Source organism: Stutzerimonas chloritidismutans (assembly GCF_051486945.1).
GTDB classification, from domain to species: Bacteria; Pseudomonadota; Gammaproteobacteria; order Pseudomonadales; family Pseudomonadaceae; genus Stutzerimonas; species Stutzerimonas chloritidismutans_B.
Genome location: NZ_JAHVDX010000001.1, coordinates 62,729 through 87,446 on the forward strand (window position 1 = coordinate 62,729; position 24,718 = coordinate 87,446).

Annotated in this window: 21 protein-coding genes and 1 pseudogene; 8 read left to right on the plus strand and 14 right to left on the minus strand. The window is 62.8% G+C overall.

Features of this window, described 5'->3' with window-relative positions; all coding sequences use genetic code 11:
* The first annotated feature begins 22 nt into the window (after positions 1–22).
* The gene (locus KXR72_RS00285) at positions 23–793 is read left to right on the plus strand and encodes a 3-hydroxybutyrate dehydrogenase (RefSeq protein ID WP_437419144.1); all 771 of its coding nucleotides are present in this window, start codon (positions 23–25) and stop codon (positions 791–793) included.
* A gap of 24 nt (positions 794–817) precedes the next feature.
* Here the strand turns inward: KXR72_RS00285 and KXR72_RS00290 are convergent, their stop codons facing one another.
* From KXR72_RS00290 to KXR72_RS00335, 10 genes and pseudogenes are all read right to left on the minus strand, one after another.
* Positions 818–1,120 carry a chorismate mutase gene (locus KXR72_RS00290; protein WP_437419145.1) on the minus strand — a complete coding sequence of 101 codons (303 nt, stop codon included), beginning with the start codon at positions 1,118–1,120 and terminating at the stop codon, positions 818–820.
* 22 nt (positions 1,121–1,142) lie between these two features.
* A pseudogene (locus KXR72_RS00295) lies at positions 1,143–1,618 on the minus strand (N-acetyltransferase family protein).
* 107 nt (positions 1,619–1,725) lie between these two features.
* Positions 1,726–3,237 (minus strand): sigma-54 interaction domain-containing protein, encoded by a 1,512-nt coding sequence (locus tag KXR72_RS00300; RefSeq protein ID WP_437419146.1) that lies wholly within the window; start codon positions 3,235–3,237, stop codon positions 1,726–1,728.
* 134 nt (positions 3,238–3,371) lie between these two features.
* Positions 3,372–4,739, minus strand: a complete 1,368-nt coding sequence (locus KXR72_RS00305) for a TRAP transporter large permease (protein ID WP_437419147.1) — start codon at positions 4,737–4,739, stop codon at positions 3,372–3,374.
* Positions 4,740–4,755: 16 nt separating this feature from the next.
* Positions 4,756–5,367 (minus strand): TRAP transporter small permease subunit, encoded by a 612-nt coding sequence (locus KXR72_RS00310; protein ID WP_437419148.1) that lies wholly within the window; start codon positions 5,365–5,367, stop codon positions 4,756–4,758.
* Positions 5,368–5,444: 77 nt separating this feature from the next.
* Complete coding sequence (locus KXR72_RS00315) at positions 5,445–6,530, minus strand: TRAP transporter substrate-binding protein (protein ID WP_437419149.1); 1,086 nt, start codon at positions 6,528–6,530, stop codon at positions 5,445–5,447.
* A 301-nt stretch (positions 6,531–6,831) separates the two neighbouring features.
* Positions 6,832–7,227 carry a MerR family transcriptional regulator gene (locus KXR72_RS00320; RefSeq protein ID WP_437419150.1) on the minus strand — a complete coding sequence of 132 codons (396 nt, stop codon included), beginning with the start codon at positions 7,225–7,227 and terminating at the stop codon, positions 6,832–6,834.
* Between the two features lie 141 nt (positions 7,228–7,368).
* Positions 7,369–7,995: a CoA transferase subunit B gene (locus KXR72_RS00325; protein ID WP_437419151.1), complete on the minus strand. Its 627-nt coding sequence runs from the start codon at positions 7,993–7,995 to the stop codon at positions 7,369–7,371.
* A gap of 2 nt (positions 7,996–7,997) precedes the next feature.
* Positions 7,998–8,693, minus strand: a complete 696-nt coding sequence (locus KXR72_RS00330) for a CoA transferase subunit A (protein ID WP_437419152.1) — start codon at positions 8,691–8,693, stop codon at positions 7,998–8,000.
* Between the two features lie 39 nt (positions 8,694–8,732).
* Positions 8,733–9,641, minus strand: a complete 909-nt coding sequence (locus tag KXR72_RS00335) for a hydroxymethylglutaryl-CoA lyase (RefSeq protein WP_437419153.1) — start codon at positions 9,639–9,641, stop codon at positions 8,733–8,735.
* Between the two features lie 151 nt (positions 9,642–9,792).
* Between KXR72_RS00335 and KXR72_RS00340 the strand changes: the two genes are divergently transcribed.
* Entirely contained in the window at positions 9,793–11,415 is a 1,623-nt protein-coding gene (locus tag KXR72_RS00340) for a methyl-accepting chemotaxis protein (protein WP_437419154.1), read from the plus strand.
* 194 nt (positions 11,416–11,609) lie between these two features.
* Here KXR72_RS00340 and KXR72_RS00345 read toward each other — a convergent pair whose 3' ends face one another.
* From KXR72_RS00345 to KXR72_RS00360, 4 genes are all read right to left on the minus strand, one after another.
* Positions 11,610–13,586, minus strand: coding sequence for an acetyl-CoA carboxylase biotin carboxylase subunit (locus KXR72_RS00345; protein ID WP_437419155.1), 1,977 nt, complete (start codon positions 13,584–13,586; stop codon positions 11,610–11,612).
* 311 nt (positions 13,587–13,897) lie between these two features.
* Positions 13,898–14,695: a gamma-carboxygeranoyl-CoA hydratase gene (locus tag KXR72_RS00350; protein ID WP_437419156.1), complete on the minus strand. Its 798-nt coding sequence runs from the start codon at positions 14,693–14,695 to the stop codon at positions 13,898–13,900.
* 121 nt (positions 14,696–14,816) lie between these two features.
* Complete coding sequence (locus KXR72_RS00355) at positions 14,817–16,424, minus strand: carboxyl transferase domain-containing protein (protein WP_437419157.1); 1,608 nt, start codon at positions 16,422–16,424, stop codon at positions 14,817–14,819.
* Positions 16,425–16,519: 95 nt separating this feature from the next.
* Entirely contained in the window at positions 16,520–17,683 is a 1,164-nt protein-coding gene (locus KXR72_RS00360) for an isovaleryl-CoA dehydrogenase (protein WP_437419158.1), read from the minus strand.
* A 240-nt stretch (positions 17,684–17,923) separates the two neighbouring features.
* On the opposite strand from KXR72_RS00360, the gene KXR72_RS00365 reads away from it, so the two are divergent.
* The 6 genes from KXR72_RS00365 to KXR72_RS00390 all read left to right on the plus strand — a co-directional run bounded on the left by KXR72_RS00365 (position 17,924) and on the right by KXR72_RS00390 (position 24,660).
* Entirely contained in the window at positions 17,924–19,603 is a 1,680-nt protein-coding gene (locus KXR72_RS00365) for an AMP-binding protein (RefSeq protein ID WP_437419159.1), read from the plus strand.
* A gap of 60 nt (positions 19,604–19,663) precedes the next feature.
* Positions 19,664–20,257 carry a peroxidase-related enzyme gene (locus tag KXR72_RS00370; RefSeq protein ID WP_437419160.1) on the plus strand — a complete coding sequence of 198 codons (594 nt, stop codon included), beginning with the start codon at positions 19,664–19,666 and terminating at the stop codon, positions 20,255–20,257.
* Between the two features lie 105 nt (positions 20,258–20,362).
* Complete coding sequence (locus KXR72_RS00375; protein ID WP_437419161.1) at positions 20,363–21,628, plus strand: OprD family porin; 1,266 nt, start codon at positions 20,363–20,365, stop codon at positions 21,626–21,628.
* 246 nt (positions 21,629–21,874) lie between these two features.
* Positions 21,875–22,648 (plus strand): ABC transporter ATP-binding protein, encoded by a 774-nt coding sequence (locus KXR72_RS00380; RefSeq protein WP_437419162.1) that lies wholly within the window; start codon positions 21,875–21,877, stop codon positions 22,646–22,648.
* Complete coding sequence (locus KXR72_RS00385; RefSeq protein WP_437419163.1) at positions 22,645–23,361, plus strand: ABC transporter ATP-binding protein; 717 nt, start codon at positions 22,645–22,647, stop codon at positions 23,359–23,361. Before KXR72_RS00380 ends, KXR72_RS00385 begins: the two co-directional genes overlap by 4 nt.
* Positions 23,362–23,442: 81 nt before the next feature.
* Complete coding sequence (locus KXR72_RS00390) at positions 23,443–24,660, plus strand: ABC transporter substrate-binding protein (RefSeq protein WP_437419164.1); 1,218 nt, start codon at positions 23,443–23,445, stop codon at positions 24,658–24,660.
* The last annotated feature ends 58 nt before the right edge of the window (positions 24,661–24,718 follow it).

Here is a 24,718-nt window from a genome sequence, read left to right on the forward strand (position 1 = left end):
CGCTTAATACCGAGGGCCAGCCATGAACCTGCACGGCAAAATCGCCCTCGTGACGGGCTCCACCAGCGGTATCGGCCTTGGCATCGCCAGCAAGCTGGCCGAGGCTGGTGCAGACGTGATGCTCAATGGATTCGGCGATTCGGAGGGAGCTATTGCGCATGTGGCTGCCTTCGGCACGCGCGTACGGCATCATCCGGCCGACGTTTCCGATGCCGAGCAGATCGCCGACATGGTTCGCCAGGCCGAGCGCGACTTAGGCCGCGTCGATGTGCTGGTCAACAACGCCGGTATTCAGCATGTCGCGCCGATTGAACAGTTTCCGGTCGAGCGCTGGGACAGCATCATCGCCGTCAACCTCTCCTCGGCGTTTCACACCATTCGCCTGGTGTTACCTGGCATGCGTCAGCGCAACTGGGGCCGGATCATCAATATCTCGTCCGCTCACGGTCTGGTCGCCTCGGCCGGTAAATCGGCCTACGTCGCAGCCAAGCACGGACTGCTCGGGCTCACGAAAAGTGTGGCGCTGGAAACGGCGACGACGGGTATCACCTGCAATGCGCTATGCCCCGGCTGGGTCCTGACGCCGCTGGTCCAGCAGCAGATCGACAACAACGCCAAGGCCCATGGCGACGTCCAACGGGCGACCCGCGAATTGCTGATGGAAAAACAACCTTCGTTGGACTTCGTTACGCCGGAGCAGCTGGGCGAATTGGCGCTGTTCCTATGCAGCGACGCCGCAAAGCAGGTCCGTGGTGTCGCATGGAACATGGACGGTGGCTGGGTGGCGCAGTAGCGCTAAGAATCGCACGCGCGTGAGTTAATTGGCTCGCAATGCCGCATGCTCTGCCAGTTCGGCCTCGATGAACCCGGCGATCATCGCCCGATATATCTGTTCGGTGATGTCGGGGTTCGCCTGCAGAGTGGTCGCCAGCGCGCGGACCTTTTCGATGACCCGCTCGACCCGCTGAGGTGCCCTCACATCGTCGCTGGTCTTTTTGAACGCTGCCGCGCGCTTCACGTACCGCCCACGCTCGGCAAGAAGCGCGACCAACGCTTCGTCGATACGGTCGATGTTCTGGCGGACTTCGTCGAGCGAGGTGCAGTTGGCGGCTGGATGCATGGTGGACTCCCGTCGGTTCTGGTTATCTTTCGCGGCGCATATGGATCAGTGCGAGGCGCTCGCCATCGAGCCCTTCGCGCGGCTCGATGCTGATGGGCATGAAGCCCAGTTTCGGATAGAACAGCAATCCGGCCGTATTGTGATTGAAGCAGGACACGCGCACTTCGCTGGCTCCATAACGATCGAAAGCGAGTCGGCATAAGTGCTCGACCAGCATGCTGGCAGCACCGAGGCGTCGGGCGCTCGAATCCACCATCACATTGCCGATTGCGCATACGCCGCCTTGTTCCCATCGGTAAAAGTTCGCGAACGCAACCGGCCGGTTCGACAGGCACACCACGGTCGACTCGGCACGCTGCGCAATTGCCGCGGACAATTGCCCAACGGTCAATGGGTAACGAGCCTTGGGAAACAGTAGTAGAGCTCGGTCGCGGTTTCCGGCCAGCGGCAAATCGCGGCAAGGTCGTCCGGCTGGACGGGGCGGAGGCTAAACGTCATGAGGCGCATCCTGCGGCTGTCTTAACGGTGCTGCTACCACCTTAGCGCCGCCCGCCATGCACCACAACGCGCTGGCGAGTGGCATCGTCAGGATAGGTTGCGCCTGATCAACGCTCGCTCAAACCGTGCAGTTGCAGCTTCGAATAAAGGCTGGCGCGCGAGATGCCAAGTTCGGTAGCGGCCCGGCGGCGGTTGCCTTTGCAGGCGAGCAGGGCGCTTTGCAGGGCGCGGCGTTCAGCTTGGGCGATGCTTTCGGCAAGGCGTTGCAGTGGAGCGGGGTCACTGGCTGCGGTTTCCAACCCTGCAGTGCCAGCACTTGTGGCGGCGACTTCAATGAGCGCGGCGGCTGGTGGCGCCGGCTTGCTGGTTTGGTCGGCTAGCAGTGGCAGGAAGTGCTTGGCTTCGAGTGGCGCGCCATCGGTGCTTAGCTGGGCCCGTTCCAGCAAGTTGCCGAGTTCACGAACGTTCCCGCGCCAGGGCTGGTGACAGAGCAGCGCAATCGCATCGGCCGTCAGTTCCATGGGCGCCTGGCCCGAGCGGTTGGCGATGTCGTCGAGCAGGTGCTCGATGACCGAAGGGATGTCGCTGGCGCGCTCACGTAAAGGCGGCACCTTCAATGCGAGCACGTTGAGGCGGTAGTAAAGATCGTCACGAAATTCGCCCGCGGCCACCTTCGCTTCGAGGTCGATATGTGTGGCGGCGATCACCCGCACGTTGAGCGGTTTGACCTGGTTGGAGCCCAGCGGCTCGATCTCCTGCTCCTGCAGCACGCGCAACAGCTTGGCTTGAAGGGCCAGCGGCAGGTCACCAATTTCGTCGAGAAACAGGGTGCCGCCATTGGCCACTTCGAACTTGCCGATGCGCGCCTTGCGGTCGGCGCCAGTGAAGGCGCCGGGTGCGGTGCCGAACAGCTCGGCTTCGACCAGCGTCTCTGGAATCGCCGCTACGTTTACCGCAACGAATGGCCCATTGGCGCGCGGGGACAGGTTGTGGATGCCTTGGGCAAGCAGCTCTTTGCCGGTGCCGGTTTCACCTCGGATAAGCACCGTCGCATCCAGCTGCGCGGCGCGCCGAGCCTGACGCTTCACCTCGCTCGCGGCCGGGCTGGTACCGATGAACCCTGCGATCGTATAGCGGGCACGGCGAGCCTTGGCCAGTTCGTTCTGCGTCGCGACAAGCTGGGTCTGCAGTACGTTGAACTTGGACATGAGCGGCTTGAGGTGCCGGGCGCGGTCGAACAGGACGAACCCCAGGGCCCCTACGAGGGTGCCGTCTTCATCGCGGAGCGGGATACGGGTGACGACGAAGTGTTCGTCGCCGAACGCCATGAGGTCGAGCATGCTCGGCAGGCCACTGTCGACTACCTCGCGCAGGCGGCTGGCCGGCAAGACCTCCTCGACCTCTTTGCCTAACACGCTGCGCGGATCGCTGATGCCAATCTTCTCGGCATATTTGTCGTTTATCCAGACGATGCGTGCCTGCCGGTTTACCGCGATGGTGCCTTCGCACTGGGCGTTCAGGTGGTCAAACAGGAGCGGCATCGCCACCGCGCGAAAGCGCTCAGGCGAGACCCCGATGATCAGGCCGTTGTGGTCGAGGTCGTTGCGTGCAATTGCCATGAGCGGAGCTGTCCGGTTTCGATCGGCCGATTATGGGAGGCGCCGGTTGTGCGGAGCAAGGCGACCGGCCCGCCACGAACCAGCCTGAAAACGTTGGCGAGGCAAGCCATGCAGTATCGCCAACGCAGGTCGTTTTACTGCGCGTACACCTCGTTCGGCAGCCAGGTCGCCAAAGGCGCGAAGAAGAACACCAGTGCGAGCCCCAGCAGCTGGATGAGGATGTAAGGCAGCACACCCAGGTAAACATCCCGCGTGGTCACCTCTGGCGGGCAGACGCCCTTGATGTAGAACAGCGCGAAACCCACTGGCGGCGTGAGGAAAGATGTCTGCAGGCAAAGCGCGAAGAGGATCGCGAACCACAGCGGGTCGACACCCATCGAGAACAGCACAGGCGCGACCAGCGGCAGGATGATCAGGGTGATCTCCACCCAGTCGAGGAAAAAGCCGAGCAGGAAGGTGATCAGCAGTACCGTCAGCAGAACTCCCGTCTGGCCGAACGGCAGCCCGGTGAGCGCTGCGCGAATGACATCGTCGCCGCCCAAACCGCGAAGCACCGCAGCGAATACCGTGGCGCCGATGAAGATGCCGAAGATGAACGCCGCGGTGCGGCTGGTCTGGTAGAGCGCGTCTTTCAGCACCGCCATGTTCAGTCTGCGGCTGAACGCCGCCATCAGCACCGCGCCGAAGGCACCGACAGCCGAGGCTTCGGTGGTGGTCGCGATCCCGAAAAAGATCGAGCCGAGCACCGCGAGGATCAGCACGAACGGCGGCACGACGGCCCAGAACACGTCGACCAATGCCTTTGCATCGAGCTTCTGCCGGTTGGCCGGAGCGGGCGCAAAATCTTTCTTCAGCCAGGCGACTACCACGATGTAGAGGATGTACATCAGCGCCAGCATCATCCCCGGAATTAGCGCGCCCATGAACAGCTTGCCCACGGACGCTTCGGAGGTGCCTAGCCGGTCGGCCATCAGCACCAGCATGATGCTCGGCGGGATAAGAATGCCCAACGTACCAACGGAGCAGGCCGTGCCGACCGCCAGGCTCTTGTTGTATTTGGCCTGCAGCATCGGCCCGATGGAGAGCATGCCGAGAAGCGCCACCGAGGCACCGACGATGCCGGTAGATGCGGCAAGCAGAATACCCACCAGCACCACTGTCACGGCGTAGCCGCCGCGCAACGGGCCGAGCACCCGGACCAGGCTGTGCATCAGCCGCTCGGCGATGCCGGAGCGGTCGAGCATGATGCCCATGAAAATGAACAGTGGCAGGGCAACCATGAGTTCGTTGGCGACGATGCCATAGATGCGCGCATCCAGGACGCCAATGGTGCCATCCCACGTGAACCAGAGATCGGCATCGTAGTGCTCGACCAGCACATGACCGAGCACGGCGAACAACAGTCCGATGCCGGCCAGCGACCAGGCGACTGGGAAGCCCAGCAGCAGGAGCCCCATGAACGAGGCGAACATCGCGATGACGAGAATTTGTTCCAGACCCATGATCAAGACGGCTCCATCAGGGCTGCGCATGGCCGCGGTCGCGGTCATGCCGGGGGGCGGCGAGCGCCCGCGGGAAGTTGAACAGGAAGGTGCTGCAGCGGCTTGCGCGTGACAGCAGTGCCAGGGCGACCAGCGTCAACCCGAGCGGAAACACACTCTTGAAGATGAAGCGATGCGGCAGGCCGCTTGGGGCCTGAGAGCGCTCGTCGTAGATGTACGCCTGGTAAGCGAACGGTACGAGGGCGTCGACCATCAGCACCACGATCGGAAGCGCGAGAAACAGGATAGCGAGCAGCTCGATCATGGCCTGGCTGCGCAAGCTGAATTTTTCGCGCAACACATCGACCCGCACATGATCATCGCGCACCACCGCATAGGCGAGCGAAAGCATCAGCACCGCACCGAACAGGTGCCAGGAGAGCTCTTCCAGGGCGATCGAACCGCGTGCGAGCACGAAGCGGCTGAAGACGTTGGCCAGCACGACGGCCAGCACCAGCAACCAGATCCAGGCGCTGGCTTCGCCGATCGCGACGAGCGCCCGGTCGAGCCAGTGGGATAACCGGTTATGGGGTAGCGGATCGCCAGGCGCGACGCTACCGGGCGTTTCGGATACAGGAGCAGCGGACACGATCTCACCTCGACAGTCCGGACCATAAGAGGGAGCGGGCGCACCCTGGCGGCGCGCCCGCTGAGCGGCGCCAGGCCTCAGTCGTACTGGTAGTAGTCGCGTGGCAGGTAGCCTTTGCTCTGCCAGATGGAGTGGTGCTTCATGAAGTTGCGCTGGCTGGTCAGGACGCGGTTGAACATCTCGTCCTTCGCAGCGATCTCGTCCAGCACTTCGTTGGTCACACGTTCCAGTTCGCGCAACACCGGCTCCGGCAGCACCTGGGCCTTCACGCCCTGCTTCTCGTAGTCGCGCAGGGCAGTGGGCTGGGCCCACTCGCTTTCGGCGAAACCTTTGAGCGTGGCCGATTCGCAACCCATCTCGATCAGCGCGCGGCTTTGCGGCTCCAGCTTGTCCCACACGCCCTTATTGACCAGCAGATGCGAGGTGGTCAGCGTCTGGTGCCAGCCCGGCATGACGTAGTTCTTGATGATCTGGTCGAGGCCCAGCATCTTGTCGACGGCAGGCTGAGAGAACTCGGTGGCGTCGATCGTCTTGCGTTCCAACGCCTGGTAGATCTCGCCACCCGGCACCATGGTCACCGAGGCGCCGAGTTTCTCCAGCACCTTGCCGCCGATGCCGGCGAAGCGAATACGCAGGCCGTCAATGTCTTCGAGCTTTTCGATTGGTTTGGAGAACCAGCCGGCACCCTCCGGGCCGATGATGCTGCAGAGCATCGGATGGATGTTGCGCTGAGCGTAGATCTCCTCGAGCAGCTTCTTACCGTCGCCTTCGTAGTACCAGGCCAGATAAGCCGGCGGTTCCATGTTGAACGGCGCGCCGGAATACAGTGGCAGCGCAGCGATGGTGCCCTGATCATAGCCAATCCAGGTGTAGCCGGCTGGGTACTTGCCGTTGCTGACCGCATCCATGATTTCGAACGGCGGCACCAGTTCGCCCGGCTCGTAGTAGCGCAGCTGGATGTCGCCGCCAGAAATGGCCTTGAGCGATTCGGAAAGATGCTTGATGGGTGTGGTCAGGCCGATCAGATGCGATGGAAAGGCCAGCGGGACTTGCCAGCGAATCTTCTCCGCGGCTACGGCGTGGCCGCCAACCAGGCTGGCACCGAGCACGGTGGTGGCGCCAATGGCACAGGCGAGACGGGACAGCTTCTTGGTAATCGACATTGCAGGTTTTCCTTCTTTCTTGTTGTTCTGGGCCAGAACCGGCGTTTGGGCCGGGCGGCAAACGAAACGGCCGCAGCCATACGTGCCACCTGGGGATCTGGCGTTGTGTGGAAAGACTTAGCAGGTTCTATGCCTGACCGGGAAATCAGGCTGGAGCGGCCGGTTTAGAGCGGTTTAGCCGGTTGGAGCAGGTCGGTGGTGTCCAGGTGGCTGGACAGCCGCCGAGCGGCTGGAGTCGTGTGTCCAGAAATCTGGAAGCCTGTCCAGCTCACTGGACGGTTCGGCCCGCTCACGTCAGCGCTTAGCTCGCTTCCTTGCCCAAGGTGGTCTTGAGCGCGGTCAGGCAACGTTCCTCGGCGGTGTCGAGTTCAAGTTGCATCTGTTGGATATCCAGCAGCTGCTGTTCGAGCTGCTGGCGGCGCTCGGCGATCATGCCAAGCATGATGTTCAGCTGCTTCTGGTTGCCGGCCTTGGGGTCGTAGAGTTCGATCAGAGTTTTACACTCGGCTAACGAGAAGCCGATGCGCTTGCCGCGCAGGATGAGCTTGAGGGCAACCCGATCCTTCGGACTGTAGATGCGTTCCTGACCGCGGCGGGTCGGCGAGAGCATGCCTTGTTCTTCGTAGAAGCGGATGGCGCGGGTGGTGATGTCGAGCTCGTTGGCCAAATCGGAAATGCTGTACGTCTGCTTTGCCATGAAGGTAATCCAGTCCTGCCTATCCACCCGCGGCTCGCGTCGAGCCGGGTGCGTGCTTGCGTTTGAAACGGGCCAAGGCTACACGCTGCGCTGGCCCGATGCACAGTGGCGTCGGGCCATGTCACAGAGGTGCGAGTTCGCTCAGCGGTGGATGGTGCAGCCGGTGGCCTGCTGCATCGCCTCGAAACTCACACCGTCGGCCAGCTCCACCAGCTTCAGGCCCTGCTCGGTCACGTCCAGTACGCCGAGGTCGGTGATGATGCGGTCCACGACGCCGACGCCGGTCAGTGGCAGGTCGCAGTGCGGAATGATCTTGTGCGCGCCCTTGGCGGTGTGCTCCATCAGCACCACGACGCGCTTGACGCCCGCGACCAGGTCCATCGCACCGCCCATCCCCTTGACCATCTTGCCGGGGATCATCCAGTTCGCCAGGTCACCCTCCTCAGACACCTGCATGGCGCCGAGAATCGCCAGGTTGATATGGCCACCGCGGATCATGCCGAAGCTCATGGCGTTGTCGAAGAAGGCGCTGCCGGGCAGGGCGGTGACGGTCTGCTTGCCGGCGTTGATCAGATCCGGGTCGATCTCGTCTTCCGTGGGAAAGGGGCCGATGCCGAGCAGGCCGTTCTCGCTCTGCAGCCAGACGTCCATCCCCTCGGGAATGTAGTTGGCGACGAGTGTCGGCAGGCCGATACCCAGATTGACGTAGAAGCCGTCCTGTAACTCCTGCGCGGCGCGTTGCGCCATCTGTTCGCGTGTCCAGGCCATGATCAGCTCCTCACCGTGCGTTTTTCGATGCGCTTTTCGGCGTCAGGGTTGTGGATGATGCGCTGCACGTAGATGCCGGGCAGGTGAATCTGGTCCGGGTCCAGCTCACCGGTTTCCACGAGATGATCGACTTCCACGACGCAGACCTTGCCAGCCATGGCGGCGAGCGGGTTGAAGTTGCGTGCCGTCTTGTTGAAGACCAGGTTGCCGGCCTTGTCCGCCTTGAACGCCTTGACCAGCGAGACATCGGCTGGCAGCGACTCTTCCATCACGTACCACTCGCCGTTGAACTGGCGGGTTTCCTTACCCTCGGCGATCAGCGTGCCGTAGCCGGTGCGGGTGTAGAACGCCGGAATCCCGGAGCCGGCCGCGCGCAGCTTCTCGGCCAGCGTGCCCTGTGGGGTGAACTCCAGTTCAAGCTCGCCCGCTAGATACTGACGCTCGAACTCCTTGTTCTCGCCCACGTAGGACGAAATCATCTTGCGCACCTGGCGCGTTTCGAGCAGCAGGCCGAGGCCGAAACCATCGACGCCCGCGTTATTACTGATCACGGTGAGGTCTTTCTTGCCGGTGTCGCGCAAGGCCGCGATCAGCGCTTCGGGGATGCCGCACAGGCCGAAGCCGCCGACCGCGAGGGTCATGCCGTCCTCGACCAGACCGTCGAGCGCCTGCTGCGCGTTGGGGTAGATCTTGTTCATGTAGGCCTCTTGTTATCCGAGTTGGGCTACAGGGTCGGGTTATTCCGCACTCAGACGCGCTCGCGCGACCCGCGATCCATTGGGGCGGCCCAGGACATCGCTGATGCGCTGCCCGGCGGCGATCAGCGCGCCGAGATCGATACCAGTCTCTATGCCCAGACCGTTAAGCATGTAGAGCACGTCTTCGCTGGCGATGTTACCGCTGGCGCCCTTGGCATAGGGGCAGCCGCCGAGACCAGCGACGGAGCTGTCGAAGGTGCATATCCCCTCCTGCAGGCTGGCGTAGATATTGGCCAGCGCCTGGCCGTAGGTGTCGTGGAAATGCCCGGCGAGCTTGTCACGCGGTACCTCGCGGCTGACCGCTTCGATCAGCTGGCGGGTCTTGCCGGGTGTGCCCGTGCCGATGGTGTCGCCCAGCGAGACTTCGTAGCAGCCCATGGCGAACAGTTCGCGAGCAACATGCGCAACGCGCTTGGCCTCAATTTCGCCTTCATACGGGCAGCCCAACACGCAGGAGACGTAGCCGCGTACCTGAATGCCGTTCTCCCGGGCGGCGGCCATCAACGGCGCGAAGCGCTCCAGGCTTTCGGCGATCGAGCAATTGATGTTTTTCTGCGAAAAGGCTTCGGATGCCGCGCCGAACACCGCCACCTCGCTGACACCGGCTTCGATCGCCGCTTCCAGACCTTTTAGATTCGGCGTTAGCGCCGCATAGGTCACGCCGGGCTTCTGTTTGATCTGCGCGAAGACTTGCGCTGAGCCGGCCATCTGTGGCACCCATTTGGGCGAGACGAAGCTGCCTACCTCGATGTAGTGAAGGCCGGCTGCGGTCAGGTCATCGACCAGCCGGACCTTGTCCGCGACGTCGATGGGCTGCTTTTCGTTCTGCAGGCCGTCGCGCGGGCCGACTTCCACCAGGCGGACCCGGCGTGGGATGTCTGTGGTCATGGGCGTTTCTCTTTCTGTGTGACGGTATGGAATGGGCTACCGAAGCTGAGTGACTTTTCGGTCACAACGGGACCTCCGGCTCAAGTTCGCAGGGTGCTGGCAGATAAGAATAGGAAGCCCGGTCCCACCGCGCGCACTTATTGAGGGCGTCATGCTGCGTAAAATCCGAATATCCCATCGCACACTGCTGTTTTTTGCGATCGTCGCTGTGCTGCTCACCGCCCTCGGGCTGTTCAGCCTGATGCAAATGGCGGCGATCCGCGCAGCGGGCAGCGAGATCGACTCGGACTGGATGCCGAGCCAGGCAGCCGCAGATGACATGGCGCTGGGTTTTGCCCAGGTGCGGACCGAATCCCTGCGCCAGCTGGCCTTCCGGGACGCCGAGACGCAGCGCAGCAGCGATGCGCTTATCGCATCGGCGATGGCCGACCTGCAGCAGCACATGACGCAGTACCAGGCGCACATCACCGGGGACGAGGAAGCGCGTGCCTTCAACGCAGCCAAGGCGTTGTTCGAGCAATACGCCGCAACCCTCGAAGAGCGCCAGCGGTTGATGGCCGGGCAGCCGAACGATGCAACCATGGCGCCGATCAATGAACGGCTCGCCGCGCTCGGGCCGCAATTCAACGATGCGCTGATGAGCCTTAGAACATTCAACGAGGAGGGCGCGCATCACGCCGTTCAGGCCTCGACAGCCGTCTATCAAAACGCGCGCACCGTGATCCTGGCCGTGATCGTCCTGGCGCTCGTAGCGACCGTTGCGTTGGCGCTGGTGCTGACGGCGAGTATTGTCCGGCCGATGCGCCAGGCGGTGGCCGTGGCCGACCAGATCGCACATGGTGATTTGACCCATCTGGTGCCGGTCGATGGCAACGACGAGGCCACCCAGCTGCTCGTTTCGCTGCGTGACATGCAGGCCAACCTGCGAAAGATCATCGGGCAGATCAACGATTCGGCCAGCGTACTGACGACTTCCGCCGAAGAGATGACTGCCGTGATGCTCGACAGTACCGATGGCTTGCACCGGCAGAACGAGCAGATCGAACAGGCTGCCACGGCGGTCAATCAAATGACCTGCGCGGTCGAGGAAGTGGCGAGCAACGCGGTGTCCACCTCCGAAGCGTCGCGGGCTTCCAGCGACTCGGCGCAGCAAGGGCGCCGGCAGCTGGACGAGGCGATTGCCGCGATCCAGGCGTTGACCGATGACGTGGTCAGCGCTTCGGCGCGGGCGGGCGACCTGGCCGACCAAACGCACAACATTACCCGTGTGCTGGACGTTATCCGTGCCGTTGCTGAACAAACCAACCTGCTTGCGCTCAACGCCGCCATTGAAGCGGCGCGGGCCGGGGACGCTGGCCGTGGCTTCGCCGTTGTCGCCGATGAGGTGCGTGCCCTGGCCAAGCGTACCGGTGAATCCACACGCGAAATCGAGTCGATGATCGGCAGCATCCAGCAAGGCACCGGCCTGACGGTCGAGGCGCTGCAGCAGACCGCATCGCGCGCGCAGGGTACGTTGGACAAGGCGCACGCAGCGGGCGCGGCGCTGGTGCAGATCGCTGAAACGGTCGCCGGTATCAACGAGCGCAACCTGGTGATCGCCAGCGCCTCCGAAGAGCAGGCGCAGGTCGCGCGGGAGATCGACCGCAACCTTGTCAGCATTCGTGACCTTTCGGTACAGACCTCCGCCGGCGCGCAGCAAACCAGCATCGCAACCCAGGAACTGTCCCGCCTGGCCGTGGACCTGAACGAGACGGTCAGCCGCTTCCGGATGTAACGGCGGGGTAGCGTTTGCGCGCCTGATGAGGGGGAGCGGGCGTTTCCTGATCAGCTCGCGAAGGCGCGCCTCCTGATCGTCGCCTTTGCGTGCAAGCGCGCCCCTGCGACAGGCCATCGTGGCGGCCAGGTTCACGAGGCCGGCGCTCGGCGAAGCCGGCAGGCATCGCCCGAATCGCGGACCAGCGTCGGCGGTCATTCTTCAAGCTCTACCAGCGTGGCGCCTTCGCTGATCATTTCGCCTTCGCTGCAATAGACCGCCTTGACGACGCCGGCCTCCGCGGCGCGAATGCTGTGCTCCATCTTCATCGCTTCCAGCACGATCAGCGTGGCGCCGGCTTCGACCTGCTGCCCGGCCTCGACCAGCACACGAACGATGCTGCCGTTCATGGGAGCCGTCAGCCCGCCATGGTGCTGGTGGCTGGCCTCGGCCTTTGCGATGGGATCGAAGGCGGTCACGGCGTGCAGCGCGCCATTCCATTCGAGATACAGCGTGTGGCCCTGACGAATCGCCTTCGGCCTGCGCAAGGCTTCCGTTTTCGCAGGCGCGAGCTCGCTCGGTATGGCAGCGGCCGAGACGGCATCTGATTCGCGAGCCAGGGCGGGAGCGCTCGCCTCTGAACCCGCACCGACGCAAACCCGTCTGCTTTCGCCATTGCACTGAAGATGCACGCCGATCCGCGCCGGCATCCCGAAGCGCAGGCCGTCGCGCCTTGCCCAAGGCGAGTGCATGTCGTCGTGGCGAACGTTAGCGGGTTCGGTTTGTACGTAAAGCTCGCCGGCCATTTGCCAGAACGCATCGCCCAATTCGCCGGGCTTGCGCATCAGCTCGGCTTCGTGGCGGGGGATGAATCCGGTGTCCAGTTCTGCGGCTGCGAACGCAGGGTGACCGATTACCCGCCGCAGGAACGCCAGGTTGGTGCGCACGCCGCCAACGTAGGTTTCCTCCAGCATCGCCAGCAGCCGCAGGCGCGCTTCCTCGCGGTTCTCGCCCCAGGCGATGAGCTTGCCGAGCATCGGGTCGTAGAACGGCGAGATCTGGTCCCCTTCGGCCACGCCGCTATCGACGCGACGGCCGGGCCCAGCAGCGGATTCGCGGTACAGACCCAGCGTGCCGGTGGCCGGCAGGAAGTCGTTGTCCGGGTCTTCGGCGTAGAGCCGCACTTCGATGGCGTGGCCCTTGAGCGGCACCTGATCCTGAGTGATCGGCAGCGGCTCGCCGCGGGCGACGCGAATCTGCCATGCAACCAAGTCCAGCCCGGTGATTGCCTCGGTCACCGGGTGCTCGACCTGCAGGCGTGTGTTCATCTCCATGAAGAAGAACTCGCCGCGTGCATCGAGCAGAAATTCCACGGTGCCGGCGCCGACGTAACCGATGGCCTGCGCAGCCTTTACCGCGGCTTCGCCCATGGCGCGGCGAAGCTCCGGAGAAAGGCCAGGCGCGGGCGCTTCCTCGACGACCTTCTGGTGGCGACGCTGGATCGAGCAGTCTCGCTCGTTGAGGTAGAGGCAGTTGCCGTGCTGATCGGCGAACACCTGTATCTCGACGTGGCGCGGCTTGAGTACGTATTTCTCGACCAGCATGCGCGAGTCGCCGAACGACGACTGTGCTTCGCGCTGGGCCGACTGCAGTGCTTCGGCGAGGTCGGCTTCGCGCTCGACGATCTTCATGCCTTTGCCGCCACCGCCGGCGGTGGCCTTGAGCAGCACCGGGTAGCCGATCTTTTCCGCGGCGAGGCGGAAGGTTTCCAGATCCTGCGCTTCGCCGTGATAGCCCGGCACCAGCGGCACGCCGGCTTTCTCCATCAGCGCCTTGGCGGCGGATTTACTGCCCATGGCGTCGATGGCCGAGGCGGGCGGGCCGAGGAAGATCAGACCGGCGTCTTCAATAGCGCGGGCGAAGTCGGCGTTTTCGGAGAGAAAGCCATAGCCGGGGTGAATCGCCTGGGCGCCGCTGGCCTTTGCCGCATCGATCAGCTTGTCGATCAGCAGGTAACTCTCGCCGGGCTTGGCGCCGCCGAGGTCGATACGAATGTCTGCTTCCCGGGCATGCCGGGCATGGCGATCGATGGCGCTGTGCACGGCGACGGTGGTCAGGCCCATGGCCTTAGCGGTGCGCATCACGCGGCAAGCGATTTCGCCGCGGTTGGCGACCAGGAGGGTGGTAATCATTGTTGTAGCTCCCGCGTGGCCTTGAGTGGGTTTCCCCTCACCCTAGCCCTCTCCCCATAGGGGCGAAGGGGATGGCGGAGTGAGGCGAAGAAATGGTGTGGTTTGGTAGCTCGGTGCTTGTCTGGTAGATGTCGCAGGACGGGCATCGCTGCCATCGCTGCGGTAAGTACGACGACTTTTCAGATCTGCTGGCCCAGCACCCGGGTCGTAGCGGGCGGCCACCGCGCTCCAGGTCCCGCACCGCCAAACCCCCTCGCCCCGCTGGGGAGAGGGCTGGGGTGAGGGGGCGGTGTTCCAGGCGAGCCCGGTCATCAAGTGTCCCCCAGCCAGGCTGGTTTGCGCTTTTCCAGAAAAGCATTGAGCCCTTCCTGGCCTTCCGGACTGACGCGGATTCGGGCGATGGCGTTCTCGGTGTAGCGCCGCAGTGCCGGGTTCAACGAGGCACTGGCGGCTTCGCGCAGCAGATCCTTGCTGGCCCGCATGCCCTGTGGGCTGTTGAGCATCAGGTTGTCGAGCCAGCCTTGCAGAGCGTCGTCCAGTTCGGCGGCGGCGTAGGTTTCGGAGAGCAGACCCAGTTCGCGGGCGCGTTCGCCGCTGAAGCGTTCACCGGTCATGGCGTAACGGCGCGTAGCGCGCTCACCGATGGCCTTGATCACGAAGGGGCTGATCACCGCAGGCGCGAGGCCGATTCGTACCTCCGAAAGCGAGAAGAGCGCGTCGTGCGCGCCGATGGCCATGTCGCAGCAGGCGACGAGCCCGACGGCACCGCCGAAGGCCGCACCCTGCACGACGGCCAACGTTGGCAGCTTCAGGTGGTAGAGGCTGTACATCAGCTCGGCCAACTCACGCGCGTCGTTGAGGTTGGCGTCGAAATCGAGCTTCGCCGATTCCTGCATCCACGCCAGATCCGCACCGGCGGAGAAGTGCTTGCCGCGCCCGCGCAGCAGCAGGAAGCGCAGATGCTTGTCCATCTGGACCTGGTCGATCGCCTGCACCAGCTCACGGATCATTTCGGCGTTGAAGGCATTGTTCTTTTCCGGCCGGTTGAGCCAGAGGGTGGCGAAACCCTTGTCGCTGTATTCGAGTTCGATGGTCTGAAAATCGGTCATCTGCTTCTCCTGTGGGAGCGAGCTTGCTCGCGATCATGTGACGCCGCTGCGCCCGGTCACCAGCCAGGTCTAACCATCACCTGATGGCCTTGGCCGCGCCATGCGCTGATCGCCGCAGGCTCTACATCCGGAATACGCCGAACCGCGTCGGCTCGATCGGCGCGTTGAGACTGGCTGAGAGTGCCAGGCCCAGCAGATCACGCGTCTGCGCCGGATCAATAACGCCGTCATCCCAAAGGCGCGCACTCGAATAATAGGGGTGGCCCTGGTGCTCGTACTGCTCCAGGATTGGCTGCTTGAGCGAGGCTTCCTCCTCATTCGAGAAGGTCTGCCCGCTGCGCTCGGCCTGTTCGCGCTTGACCTGTACCAGCACGCCGGCTGCCTGCTCGCCACCCATCACGCCAATCCGCGCGTTGGGCCACATCCACAGGAAGCGCGGGTCATAGGCGCGGCCGCACATGCCGTAGTTACCGGCGCCGAAACTACCGCCGATGACCACGGTGAACTTCGGCACCTGAGCGCACGCGACTGCTGTAACCAGCTTGGCGCCATGCTTGGCGATGCCGCCGGTCTCGTATTTCTGCCCAACCATGAAGCCGGTGATGTTTTGCAGGAACAGCAGCGGAATGCCGCGCTGACAGGCCAGTTCGATGAAGTGCGCGCCTTTCTGCGCGGCTTCGGCAAACAGAATGCCGTTGTTCGCCAGGATCGCGATCGGATAGCCGTGCAGGTGGGCGAAGCCGCAGACCAGGGTGGTGCCGAACAGCGCTTTGAATTCATCGAACTCGCTGCCGTCGACCAGCCGTGCAATCACTTCGCGGACGTCGTAGGGCTGCTTGGCCTGCGCCGGAATCACGCCGTAAAGCTCATCGGCCGGGTACAGCGGCGCGCGAGGCTCACGTACCTGCACCTGACCGAGCTTGCTCCAATTGAGGTTAGCCATGCAGCGACGGGCGAGGGCGAGGGCATGTTCGTCGTTCTCGGCGTAATGATCGGCGACGCCGCTCGTCTTGCAGTGCACGTCGGCGCCGCCCAGCTCCTCCGCCGTGACGACTTCGCCGGTGGCGGCTTTCACCAGCGGCGGGCCTGCAAGGAAGATGGTCGCCTGATTGCGCACCATGATGGTCTCGTCCGCCATCGCCGGCACATAGGCGCCACCGGCGGTGCAGGAGCCCATGACCACAGCCAGCTGCGGAATGCCCATGGCGCTCATGTTGGCCTGGTTGAAGAAGATGCGGCCGAAGTGTTCGCGGTCCGGGAACACCTCGTCCTGGCGGGGCAGGTTGGCGCCACCGGAATCGACCAGGTAGATGCATGGCAAGCGGTTCTGCTGAGCGATGGCTTGGGCGCGCAGGTGCTTCTTGACCGTCAGCGGGTAGTAGCTGCCGCCTTTTACCGTGGCGTCGTTGGCGATGATCATGCACTCGACGCCTTCGACCCGGCCAATGCCGGCGACCACACCGGCAGCGGCGACGTCCTCGCCATAGACTTCGTGAGCGGCCAGTGGCGCAACCTCGAGGAAGGCCGAACCGGGGTCGAGGAGGGCGTTGATGCGGTCACGCACGAGCAGCTTGCCGCGGGCGACATGGCGCTGCTGGGCCTTTTCGCCGCCGCCTTCGCTGACACGGCCAAGCAGCGACCTTAGTTGCTCGACTTGTTCGAGCATCGCGTCGCGGTTGGCGGCGAACTCAGGCGAGCGGGTGTTGATTTGGGTGTTCAGGATGGCCATGTTCGGGCTCCCGTGGGGTGGAAATCGGCGAAGCGATTTCCACCTTGTTTCGTCAATGCGGTGGAAGAGGCCGTTGGCCGTTTCCACCCTACGGCTCACTTGGTTTCGTTGAACAGCTCGCGGCCGATCAGCATGCGGCGGATCTCGCTGGTGCCGGCACCAATCTCGTAGAGCTTGGCGTCGCGCAGCAGCCGGCCGGTGGGGAATTCGTTGATGTAGCCGTTGCCACCGAGGATCTGGATCGCCTGCAGCGCCATCTGCGTGGCCGCCTCGGCGGTGTAGAGAATCACCCCGGCGGCGTCTTTGCGGGTGGTTTCGCCGCGATCGCAGGCCTGCGCCACGGTATAGAGGTAGGCGCGACTGGCGTTGAGCTGGGTGTACATGTCGGCCACCTTGCCCTGGATGAACTGAAACTCGCCGATGCTTTGGCCGAACTGCTTGCGGTCGTGGATGTAGGGTACGACTACATCGAGGCAGGCTTGCATGATGCCAACCGGCCCGCCAGCCAGAACCACGCGTTCATAGTCCAGGCCGCTCATCAGTACCTTGACGCCGCCGTTCTCGACGCCCAGCACGTTCTCTTCCGGCACCTCGACGTCATCGAAGAACAGTTCGCAGGTGTTGGAGCCGCGCATGCCGAGCTTGTCGAACTTGTTGCCGCGGGAGAAGCCCTTCCAGTCGCGCTCGACGATGAAGGCGGTGATGCCGTGCGGGCCCTTGTCCAGGTCGGTCTTGGCGTAGATCACGTAGGTGTTGGCGTCCGGCCCGTTGGTGATCCAGGTCTTGCTGCCGTTGAGCACATAGCGGTCGCCTTGCTTATCGGCGCGCAGCTTCATCGAGACGACGTCGGAGCCGGCGTTGGGCTCGCTCATCGCCAGCGCGCCGACGTGCTCCCCGGACACCAGCTTGGGCAGGTATTTGGCTTTCTGCTCGGGCGTGCCGTTGCGGTTGATCTGGTTGACGCACAGGTTCGAATGCGCGCCGTAGGACAGGCCCACCGAGGCCGAGCCGCGGCTGATTTCCTCGAGCGCGACGACGTGCGCCAGATAGCCCATCCCGGCGCCGCCGTATTCCTCGTCTATGGTGATACCGAGCAGGCCCATGTCGCCGAACTTGCGCCACATGTCGCTCGGGAAGAGGTTGTCACGGTCGATGGCTTCGGCGCGGGGCGCCAGTTCATCGGCCACGAAACCGCGCACCTGGTCGCGGAGCATGTCGACGGTTTCACCGAGGGCGAAGTTGAGACCGGAGTAAGTCATGTGCCACCTGCTTGTCTTGTCATTGTTCTGTTCGACTGCTGGGCGAGGCGAAATGTTGATTCCACCTGCACTCCAGCCTGTTCCTAACGCCATGCCCAGGCCGACGTTCGGCGTAGGGTGCGGTGGGTTGTCACGCTGTGACCTTTACGTTAACGTAATCCCGGCCCGAAGCAACTGTCAACTCATCGACAGGCCGGGCTGCAGGGCCTCATAACAAACATAAGACCGAGGATTTATGACATGAGTCTTCCGAGCTACACCTGCGGACCGCAAACCAAACCCCTGCTGGCGATGACCATTGGTGCGGCATTCGACCGGACGGTCGAGCGGTTCTCCGAACGTGAGGCCTTGGTCGTACGGCACCAGAACCTGCGTTACACCTGGGCCCAGCTGGCCGAACAGGTTGATCGCTGCGCACGCGGGCTGCTCGCGCTCGGATTGAAGGCTGGCGAGCGGGTGGGCATCTGGTCACCGAACAACGCCCAGTGGTGCATCACCCAGTTCGCCACGGCCAAGATCGGCGTGGTGCTGGTGAACATCAACCCGGCCTATCGGCTGAACGAGCTCGAATACGCACTCAAACAGTCCGGCTGCCGTTGGCTGATCTGTGCAGATGCATTCAAGACGTCCGATTACCACGCGATGCTCAACGACTTGCTGCCGGAGCTGGAACGCTCGGCGGTGGGCGCGCTACAGAGCCATATGTTGCCGGAGCTGCGCGGCGTGATCAGCCTGTGCGACACGCCTGTGGATGGCATGCTGCTCTGGAAAGGCTTGATGGACATGGCCGAGCAGGTCGGTCCGGAACAGCTGCGCCAGTGCAGTGAGCAGCTTCAGTTCGACGATCCCATCAACATCCAGTACACGTCCGGCACCACCGGCTTCCCCAAGGGCGCCACCCTTAGCCACTACAACATTCTCAACAACGGTTACATGGTCGGTGAGAGCCTGAAACTCACCGAGCAAGACCGGCTGGTCATCCCGGTGCCGCTGTATCACTGCTTCGGCATGGTCATGGGCAACTTGGGTTGCGTCACCCACGGCACCACGATGATCTATCCGAGCGCCGCCTTCGAGCCGCTCGCCGCGCTGCAGGCTGCGACCGAAGAAAAAGCCACTGGCATGTACGGCGTGCCGACTATGTTCATCGCCATGCTCGATCACCCGGAGCGACAGTCGCTCGATATGAGCAGCCTGCGTACCGGCATCATGGCGGGCTCTACGTGCCCCATCGAAGTCATGAAGCGCGTCATCGATGACATGCACCTGGCGGAGATGCAGATCGCCTACGGCATGACTGAAACCAGCCCGGTCTCCACCCAGACCGGTCCGGACGATGACCTCGAACGGCGCGTCACCAGCGTCGGTCGTACTCAGCCGCATCTGGAAAGCAAAGTGGTCGACGAGCACAACCGCATCGTGCCGCGCGGGCAGATTGGCGAGCTTTGCACCCGCGGCTACAGCGTGATGCTCGGCTACTGGAATAACCCGGAAGCGACCGCAAGCGCGATCGACGGGGCGCGCTGGATGCACACCGGCGACCTCGCGATCATGGATGACGAGGGCTATATCAAGATCGTCGGGCGCAACAAGGACATGATCATTCGCGGCGGCGAGAACGTGTATCCACGCGAAATCGAGGAATTCCTCTTCACTCATCCTGCGGTTGCGGATGTGCAGGTGATCGGCGTGCCGGACAAGACCTACGGCGAGGAGATCGTCGCCTGGGTCAAGCTGCACCCCGGGCACGAGGCCAGTGAGGAGGAGCTGCGCGGGTTCTGTAAGGGCCGCATCGCACACTTCAAAACGCCCAAGCACATCAAGTTCGTCGACGAATTTCCCATGACCATCAGCGGCAAGGTGCAGAAATTCAAGATGCGCGAAGTCAGCGTCGCTGAGTTGGGCCTGGACCACGCGTAAACGGGAGGGCGGCGGCCAGCCGCCCTTGATCTGCGCACATACCTAATACCGGAGCGCCCCATGGCAGATGCAATCAGCCGTTTCCCGCTTGTCGCAGACCTCGATTCGCTGCCTGCTGACGTGCGCGAGCGCATCCTCGCAGTGCAGGAAAAAGCCGGCTTCGTGCCGAATGTCTTCCTGATGCTGGCCCATCGGCCAGATGAATTTCGTGCTTTTTTTGCTTACCACGACGCGCTGATGGAACGCGAATCCGACAGCCTGACCAAGGCCGAGAAGGAGATGATCGTGGTGGCAGTAAGCGCGGACCACGGCTGCCTCTATTGCGTGGTTGCGCATGGCGCCATCCTTCGCATTCTGGCGAAAAATCCTCTGATTGCTGACCAGATCGCCGTCAACTACCGCACCGCGCCCATCAGCGAGCGCCAGCGGGTGATGATCGATTTCGCGCTTCATCTGGCGGCCAACAGAGGTGTGCTGGATGACGACTGGCAGGCGCGATTGACGAAACTGGGCTTCACTGATGGCGATATCTGGGATATCGGCTCCATAGCTGCGCTGTTCGGGCTATCCAATCGGCTGGTTTCGATGGCGCGCACGCCGCCGAACGAGGAATTCTATTTGCTGGGCCGAGTGCCCAGGGCTGCCGCAGGCTAGGCGTCAGCGTCAGGTTTACCACTTGCTGTGGTAAAGCCGAGTCGGTGGGAGAGTGAGGCCGGCTCTACAGCTGCATCAACCAAGACAATAACAAGAGTGATCACTATGCAACTGAAACCCCTTAGCCGTTATTTCATCCTCAGCAGCCTGGCGGCTACCGCCCTGGGTACCTCGTCGATGGCGTCTGCGGCGTTCCTGGACGACAGCAAGGCAGCCGTCGAACTTCGCAACTTCTACATGAACCGCGACTTCCGCAGCGGTACCGGTCAATCGAAAGCCGAGGAGTGGGCCCAAGGCTTCATTCTCAAGCTCGAATCTGGCTATACCGAAGGGCCGATCGGCTTCGGCATTGATGCCATCGGCCTGCTCGGCGTCAAACTCGACTCGGATCCCGAGCGGACTGGCACCGGCCTGCTGCCACGAGACCGCGAGGCGCCGAACAAGGCGCACGACGACTACGGGACCGCCGGCCTGACGGCCAAGGCCAAGGTGTCCAGCACAACGCTGCATGTCGGCACGCTGCAACCGATCATCCCCGTATTGATGCGCAACGACAGCCGCCTGCTGCCCAATGTCTACCGGGGTGCCTGGCTTCAGAGCAAAGAGCTTGAAGGCTTGACGCTCGACGCCGGTATGCTTGACCGCACCAGCTATCGCGATTCGTCCGATTACGAGGAGATGACCGTTTTCAACGGCGGCGCGCGCAACATCAGTCTGGGCAGCAGCACGACGAGCGATGAGTTCATGTTCGCCGGCGGCAAGTACCAGTTCACGCCCGAGCTGACCGCCAGCTATTACTACGGCGCGCTTGACGGGATCTACAAGCAGCACAACACACAGCTGGTGCATATCATGCCGCTGGGTGAGAACCAGAGCTTCAAGACCGACCTGCGCTATGTGCGCTCCACCGACGATGGTGGCAGCAACGTCGACAACAATGCTTTCGGCGCGCTGTTCACCTACAAGATCGGTGGCCACGGCTTCACCGGCGGTTATCAGAAGATGAGCGGCGATACGGGCTTCGCGTATGTCAGCGGTGGCGACAACATGCTGATAAACCTGTTGCAGATCAATGACTTCGGCAACCAAGATGAGAAGTCATGGCAGGTTCGCTACGACTATGATTTCGCAGCGGCGGGCATCCCCGGGTTGAGCCTGATGGCCCGTTACGTGTCCGGTGACAACGTCGCGCTGGCCGGCGGCGGTGAAGGGGAAGAGTGGGAGCGCGACACCGATATCGCCTATGTGGTCCAGAGCGGTCCGCTGAAGAACTTCGGCATGAAGGTGCGCAACGCTACCGTGCGGACCAATTTCGGTCGTGACATTGATGAGACCCGGCTGATTCTCAGCTACACGCTAGCGCTCTGGTAAAGCCGGCCGCTCTACGTAATACCTCCTCGTTGGTCTTTTTCCGGGCCGCCACCGGCCCGGCTTTTTCAAGATGTTTCACCAGTAGTCCTTGGCCGCGGGAAGCGCGTCACCAGTAAGCCTTCGCTCAATCGGGCGTTTGAAAACGGGGCTTGCCTGGCGCTGAAAACGGTTGTTATCGTTTACGTAAAGGTCATCCGGTGACCTGCGCCATAACCAACAACAATAATCAGGGTTAGAGGGCATCCCATGGCACCCGAGTTCGTGCTGGAAACGCGCGGCCTGACCAAGGAATTTCGCGGCTTCACCGCAGTGGATTCCGTTGATCTTCGTGTCCAGACAGGGCACATCCACGCACTCATCGGCCCCAACGGCGCCGGCAAGACGACCGTCTTCAACCTGCTCACCAAGTTCCTCACACCCACACGCGGCGACATTCTCTATCGCGGCCAATCCATCACCGGGATGAAGGCGAACCAAATCGCGCGATTGGGGCTGGTGCGCTCGTTTCAGATTTCCGCTGTGTTCGGTCACATGACGGTCCTGGAGAACGTCCGTGTCGCGCTGCAACAGAAGCTCGGCAATTCGTTTCATTTCTGGAAATCGGAAAACACGCTGCGCCAACTCGATGATCGCGCGATGCAGTTGCTCGCTGATGTCGACCTTGAGCATTACGCGCAAACCCTTGCCATCGAGCTGCCCTACGGGCGCAAGCGTGCTCTCGAACTTGCTACCACGCTCGCGCTCGATCCCGTGGTTCTGCTGCTCGATGAACCCACCCAAGGCATGGGCAGCGAGGATGTCGACATGGTGGTTGCGCTCGTCCGGCGCGCAGCGCAGAACCGTACGGTGCTGATGGTCGAGCACAACCTGAGTGTGGTCAGCCGCCTATGCGACCGCATCACGGTGCTGGCACGCGGCGCGGTATTGGCCGAGGGCGACTACGAGACGGTTTCGGCCAACCCGCAGGTCCGCGAGGCCTATATGGGCAGCGAAGCCCCGGCAGAGGAGGCTCACGCATGACGCCCTCGGCTGATCGGGACCAACTGCGAGTCGATGACTTGCACGCCTTTTATGGCGAATCGCACATTCTGCATGGCGTCGACATGGTGGTCGGGCGCGGCGAGCTGGTGACGCTTCTCGGGCGAAACGGCTCGGGTCGGAGCACTACGCTGCGGGCGATCATGAACATGGTGGGCCGGCGCACCGGCTCCATCGTCGTCAACGGTAACGAAACCATCGGCTTACCTGCTCACCAGATTCCGCGGCTCGGCGTGGGTTACTGCCCGGAAGAGCGTGGCATCTTCGCCAGCCTCAGCGTCGAGGAAAACCTGCTGCTACCACCCACGGTGCGTAGCGGCGGCATGGGCCTGGACGAGCTCTACGAGATGTTCCCCAACCTCTACGAACGTCGTTTCAGCCAGGGCACGCGGCTCTCCGGTGGAGAACAGCAGATGCTGGCAATGGCGCGCATTCTTCGCACCGGCGCCAACCTGTTGTTGCTCGACGAAATCACCGAAGGCCTCGCGCCTGTAATCGTGCAGAAGCTCGGTGAGGTACTGCTCAAGCTGAAGAAGCGCGGCCTGACCATTGTGCTGGTAGAACAGAATTTCCGCTTCGCCGCGCCCCTGGCCGACCGGCATTACGTCATGGAGCACGGCCAGGTCATCGAGGAAATCCACGCCGCCGAGCTGGATTCGAAAAAGGAGTTTCTGAACAGCTGTCTCGGGGTCTGACCCCTGCCAGAGGGATCTGCTGGCTCGCTGTAAGCCGGCGTCGTCATCAACCACCAACAAAAACAATCACAGTGGGTGAATATGAAAAATCTACGGAAAACCGCAGCCGCCGTTCTCGTCTCCAGCTTCATTGCCGGTGCCGCGCAGGCAGATATCAGTAACGACGAAGTCCGCATCGGCTACCTGGCTGACATGTCCGGCACCTACCGCGACCTCTCCGGCCCCGGTGGGCTCGAAGCGCTGCAAATGGCCATCGAAGATTTTGGTGGCACCGTCAATGGCAAGAAAATCGTCACCTTCAATGCCGACGACCTGAACAAGCCTGACGTCGGCGCCAACACGGTTCGCCAGTGGATCGACGAGCGCAACGTGGACATGGTGACCGGCATGGTTGCGAGTTCCGTCGTGTTGGCCGCCGCTAAGGTCGTGGAGCAGGGCGGCAAGCTGGCGCTCATCTCCGGCGCGGCGGCCTCCAGCATTACCAATGAATATTGCGCCCCGAGCCATATCCACTGGACGTACGACACCTTCGCGCTGGCCAACGGCACCGCTAACGCGGTGCTCAAGGATGGCGGCAAGAGCTGGTTCATCCTCACCGCCGACTACGCCTTCGGCCATGCGATGGAAAACGACATCAAGAAAGTCGTCGAAGGCGAGGGCGGCAGCGTGGTCGGCACCGTTCGCCATCCCTTCCCGAGCAGCGACTTCTCCTCCTACATCCTCCAGGCCCAAGGCTCCGGCGCCGACGTAGTCGCGCTGGCGAATGCGGGCGCCGACACGGTGAATTCGCTGAAAACCGCCAGTGAGTTCGGCGTGACCCAGTCCGGACAAAAGCTGGCCGGTATGGTGGTGTTTCTCAACGACATCCACGCCATGGGCCTGGACGTGACCCAAGGCTTGATGCTGACCACCGGCTGGTATTGGGACATGAACGAGGAAACCCGCGCCTGGGCCAAGCGCTACCACGAGCGTGTCGGGCGCATGCCTGGCATGGTGCCGGCTGGTATCTACTCGGCCACGATGCATTACCTCAACGCGGTGAAGGAGACCGGCAGCGATGATGTCGAGACCGTCCGCGCGCACATGGCCAAAACACCGGTGAACGACATGTTTGCCAAGAACGGGAAGATCCGCGAAGACGGCCGCATGGTGCATGACATGTACCTGGTGCAGGTCAAAACGCCGGAGGAATCCAAAGGCGAGTGGGACCTGTACAAGATCGTCAGCACCATCCCGGGCGACGAAGCGTTCCGTCCGATTGGTGAAAGCCAGTGCCAGAAGATGGCACCGAAGAGCTGACGGCCGAGCTGCCGCTGCCCGGCCATCTCTCGCCTGAGGGGCCGGGCATTCGAGGACA

What these genes read in the sequence shown, in the direction of transcription:
- KXR72_RS00385 (WP_437419163.1), top strand. Translation starts at nt 22,645, where the DNA reads ATGACGCCCTCGGCTGATCGGGACCAACTGCGAGTCGATGACTTGCAC.
- KXR72_RS00305 (WP_437419147.1), bottom strand. Translation starts at nt 4,739, where the DNA reads ATGGGTCTGGAACAAATTCTCGTCATCGCGATGTTCGCCTCGTTCATG.
- KXR72_RS00340 (WP_437419154.1), top strand. Translation starts at nt 9,793, where the DNA reads ATGCTGCGTAAAATCCGAATATCCCATCGCACACTGCTGTTTTTTGCG.
- KXR72_RS00335 (WP_437419153.1), bottom strand. Translation starts at nt 9,641, where the DNA reads ATGACCACAGACATCCCACGCCGGGTCCGCCTGGTGGAAGTCGGCCCG.
- KXR72_RS00320 (WP_437419150.1), bottom strand. Translation starts at nt 7,227, where the DNA reads ATGGCAAAGCAGACGTACAGCATTTCCGATTTGGCCAACGAGCTCGAC.
- KXR72_RS00380 (WP_437419162.1), top strand. Translation starts at nt 21,875, where the DNA reads ATGGCACCCGAGTTCGTGCTGGAAACGCGCGGCCTGACCAAGGAATTT.
- KXR72_RS00325 (WP_437419151.1), bottom strand. Translation starts at nt 7,995, where the DNA reads ATGGCCTGGACACGCGAACAGATGGCGCAACGCGCCGCGCAGGAGTTA.
- KXR72_RS00350 (WP_437419156.1), bottom strand. Translation starts at nt 14,695, where the DNA reads ATGACCGATTTTCAGACCATCGAACTCGAATACAGCGACAAGGGTTTC.
- KXR72_RS00330 (WP_437419152.1), bottom strand. Translation starts at nt 8,693, where the DNA reads ATGAACAAGATCTACCCCAACGCGCAGCAGGCGCTCGACGGTCTGGTC.
- KXR72_RS00345 (WP_437419155.1), bottom strand. Translation starts at nt 13,586, where the DNA reads ATGATTACCACCCTCCTGGTCGCCAACCGCGGCGAAATCGCTTGCCGC.
- KXR72_RS00390 (WP_437419164.1), top strand. Translation starts at nt 23,443, where the DNA reads ATGAAAAATCTACGGAAAACCGCAGCCGCCGTTCTCGTCTCCAGCTTC.
- KXR72_RS00315 (WP_437419149.1), bottom strand. Translation starts at nt 6,530, where the DNA reads ATGTCGATTACCAAGAAGCTGTCCCGTCTCGCCTGTGCCATTGGCGCC.
- KXR72_RS00370 (WP_437419160.1), top strand. Translation starts at nt 19,664, where the DNA reads ATGGCAGATGCAATCAGCCGTTTCCCGCTTGTCGCAGACCTCGATTCG.
- KXR72_RS00365 (WP_437419159.1), top strand. Translation starts at nt 17,924, where the DNA reads ATGAGTCTTCCGAGCTACACCTGCGGACCGCAAACCAAACCCCTGCTG.
- KXR72_RS00375 (WP_437419161.1), top strand. Translation starts at nt 20,363, where the DNA reads ATGCAACTGAAACCCCTTAGCCGTTATTTCATCCTCAGCAGCCTGGCG.
- KXR72_RS00355 (WP_437419157.1), bottom strand. Translation starts at nt 16,424, where the DNA reads ATGGCCATCCTGAACACCCAAATCAACACCCGCTCGCCTGAGTTCGCC.
- KXR72_RS00290 (WP_437419145.1), bottom strand. Translation starts at nt 1,120, where the DNA reads ATGCATCCAGCCGCCAACTGCACCTCGCTCGACGAAGTCCGCCAGAAC.
- KXR72_RS00300 (WP_437419146.1), bottom strand. Translation starts at nt 3,237, where the DNA reads ATGGCAATTGCACGCAACGACCTCGACCACAACGGCCTGATCATCGGG.
- KXR72_RS00360 (WP_437419158.1), bottom strand. Translation starts at nt 17,683, where the DNA reads ATGACTTACTCCGGTCTCAACTTCGCCCTCGGTGAAACCGTCGACATG.
- KXR72_RS00285 (WP_437419144.1), top strand. Translation starts at nt 23, where the DNA reads ATGAACCTGCACGGCAAAATCGCCCTCGTGACGGGCTCCACCAGCGGT.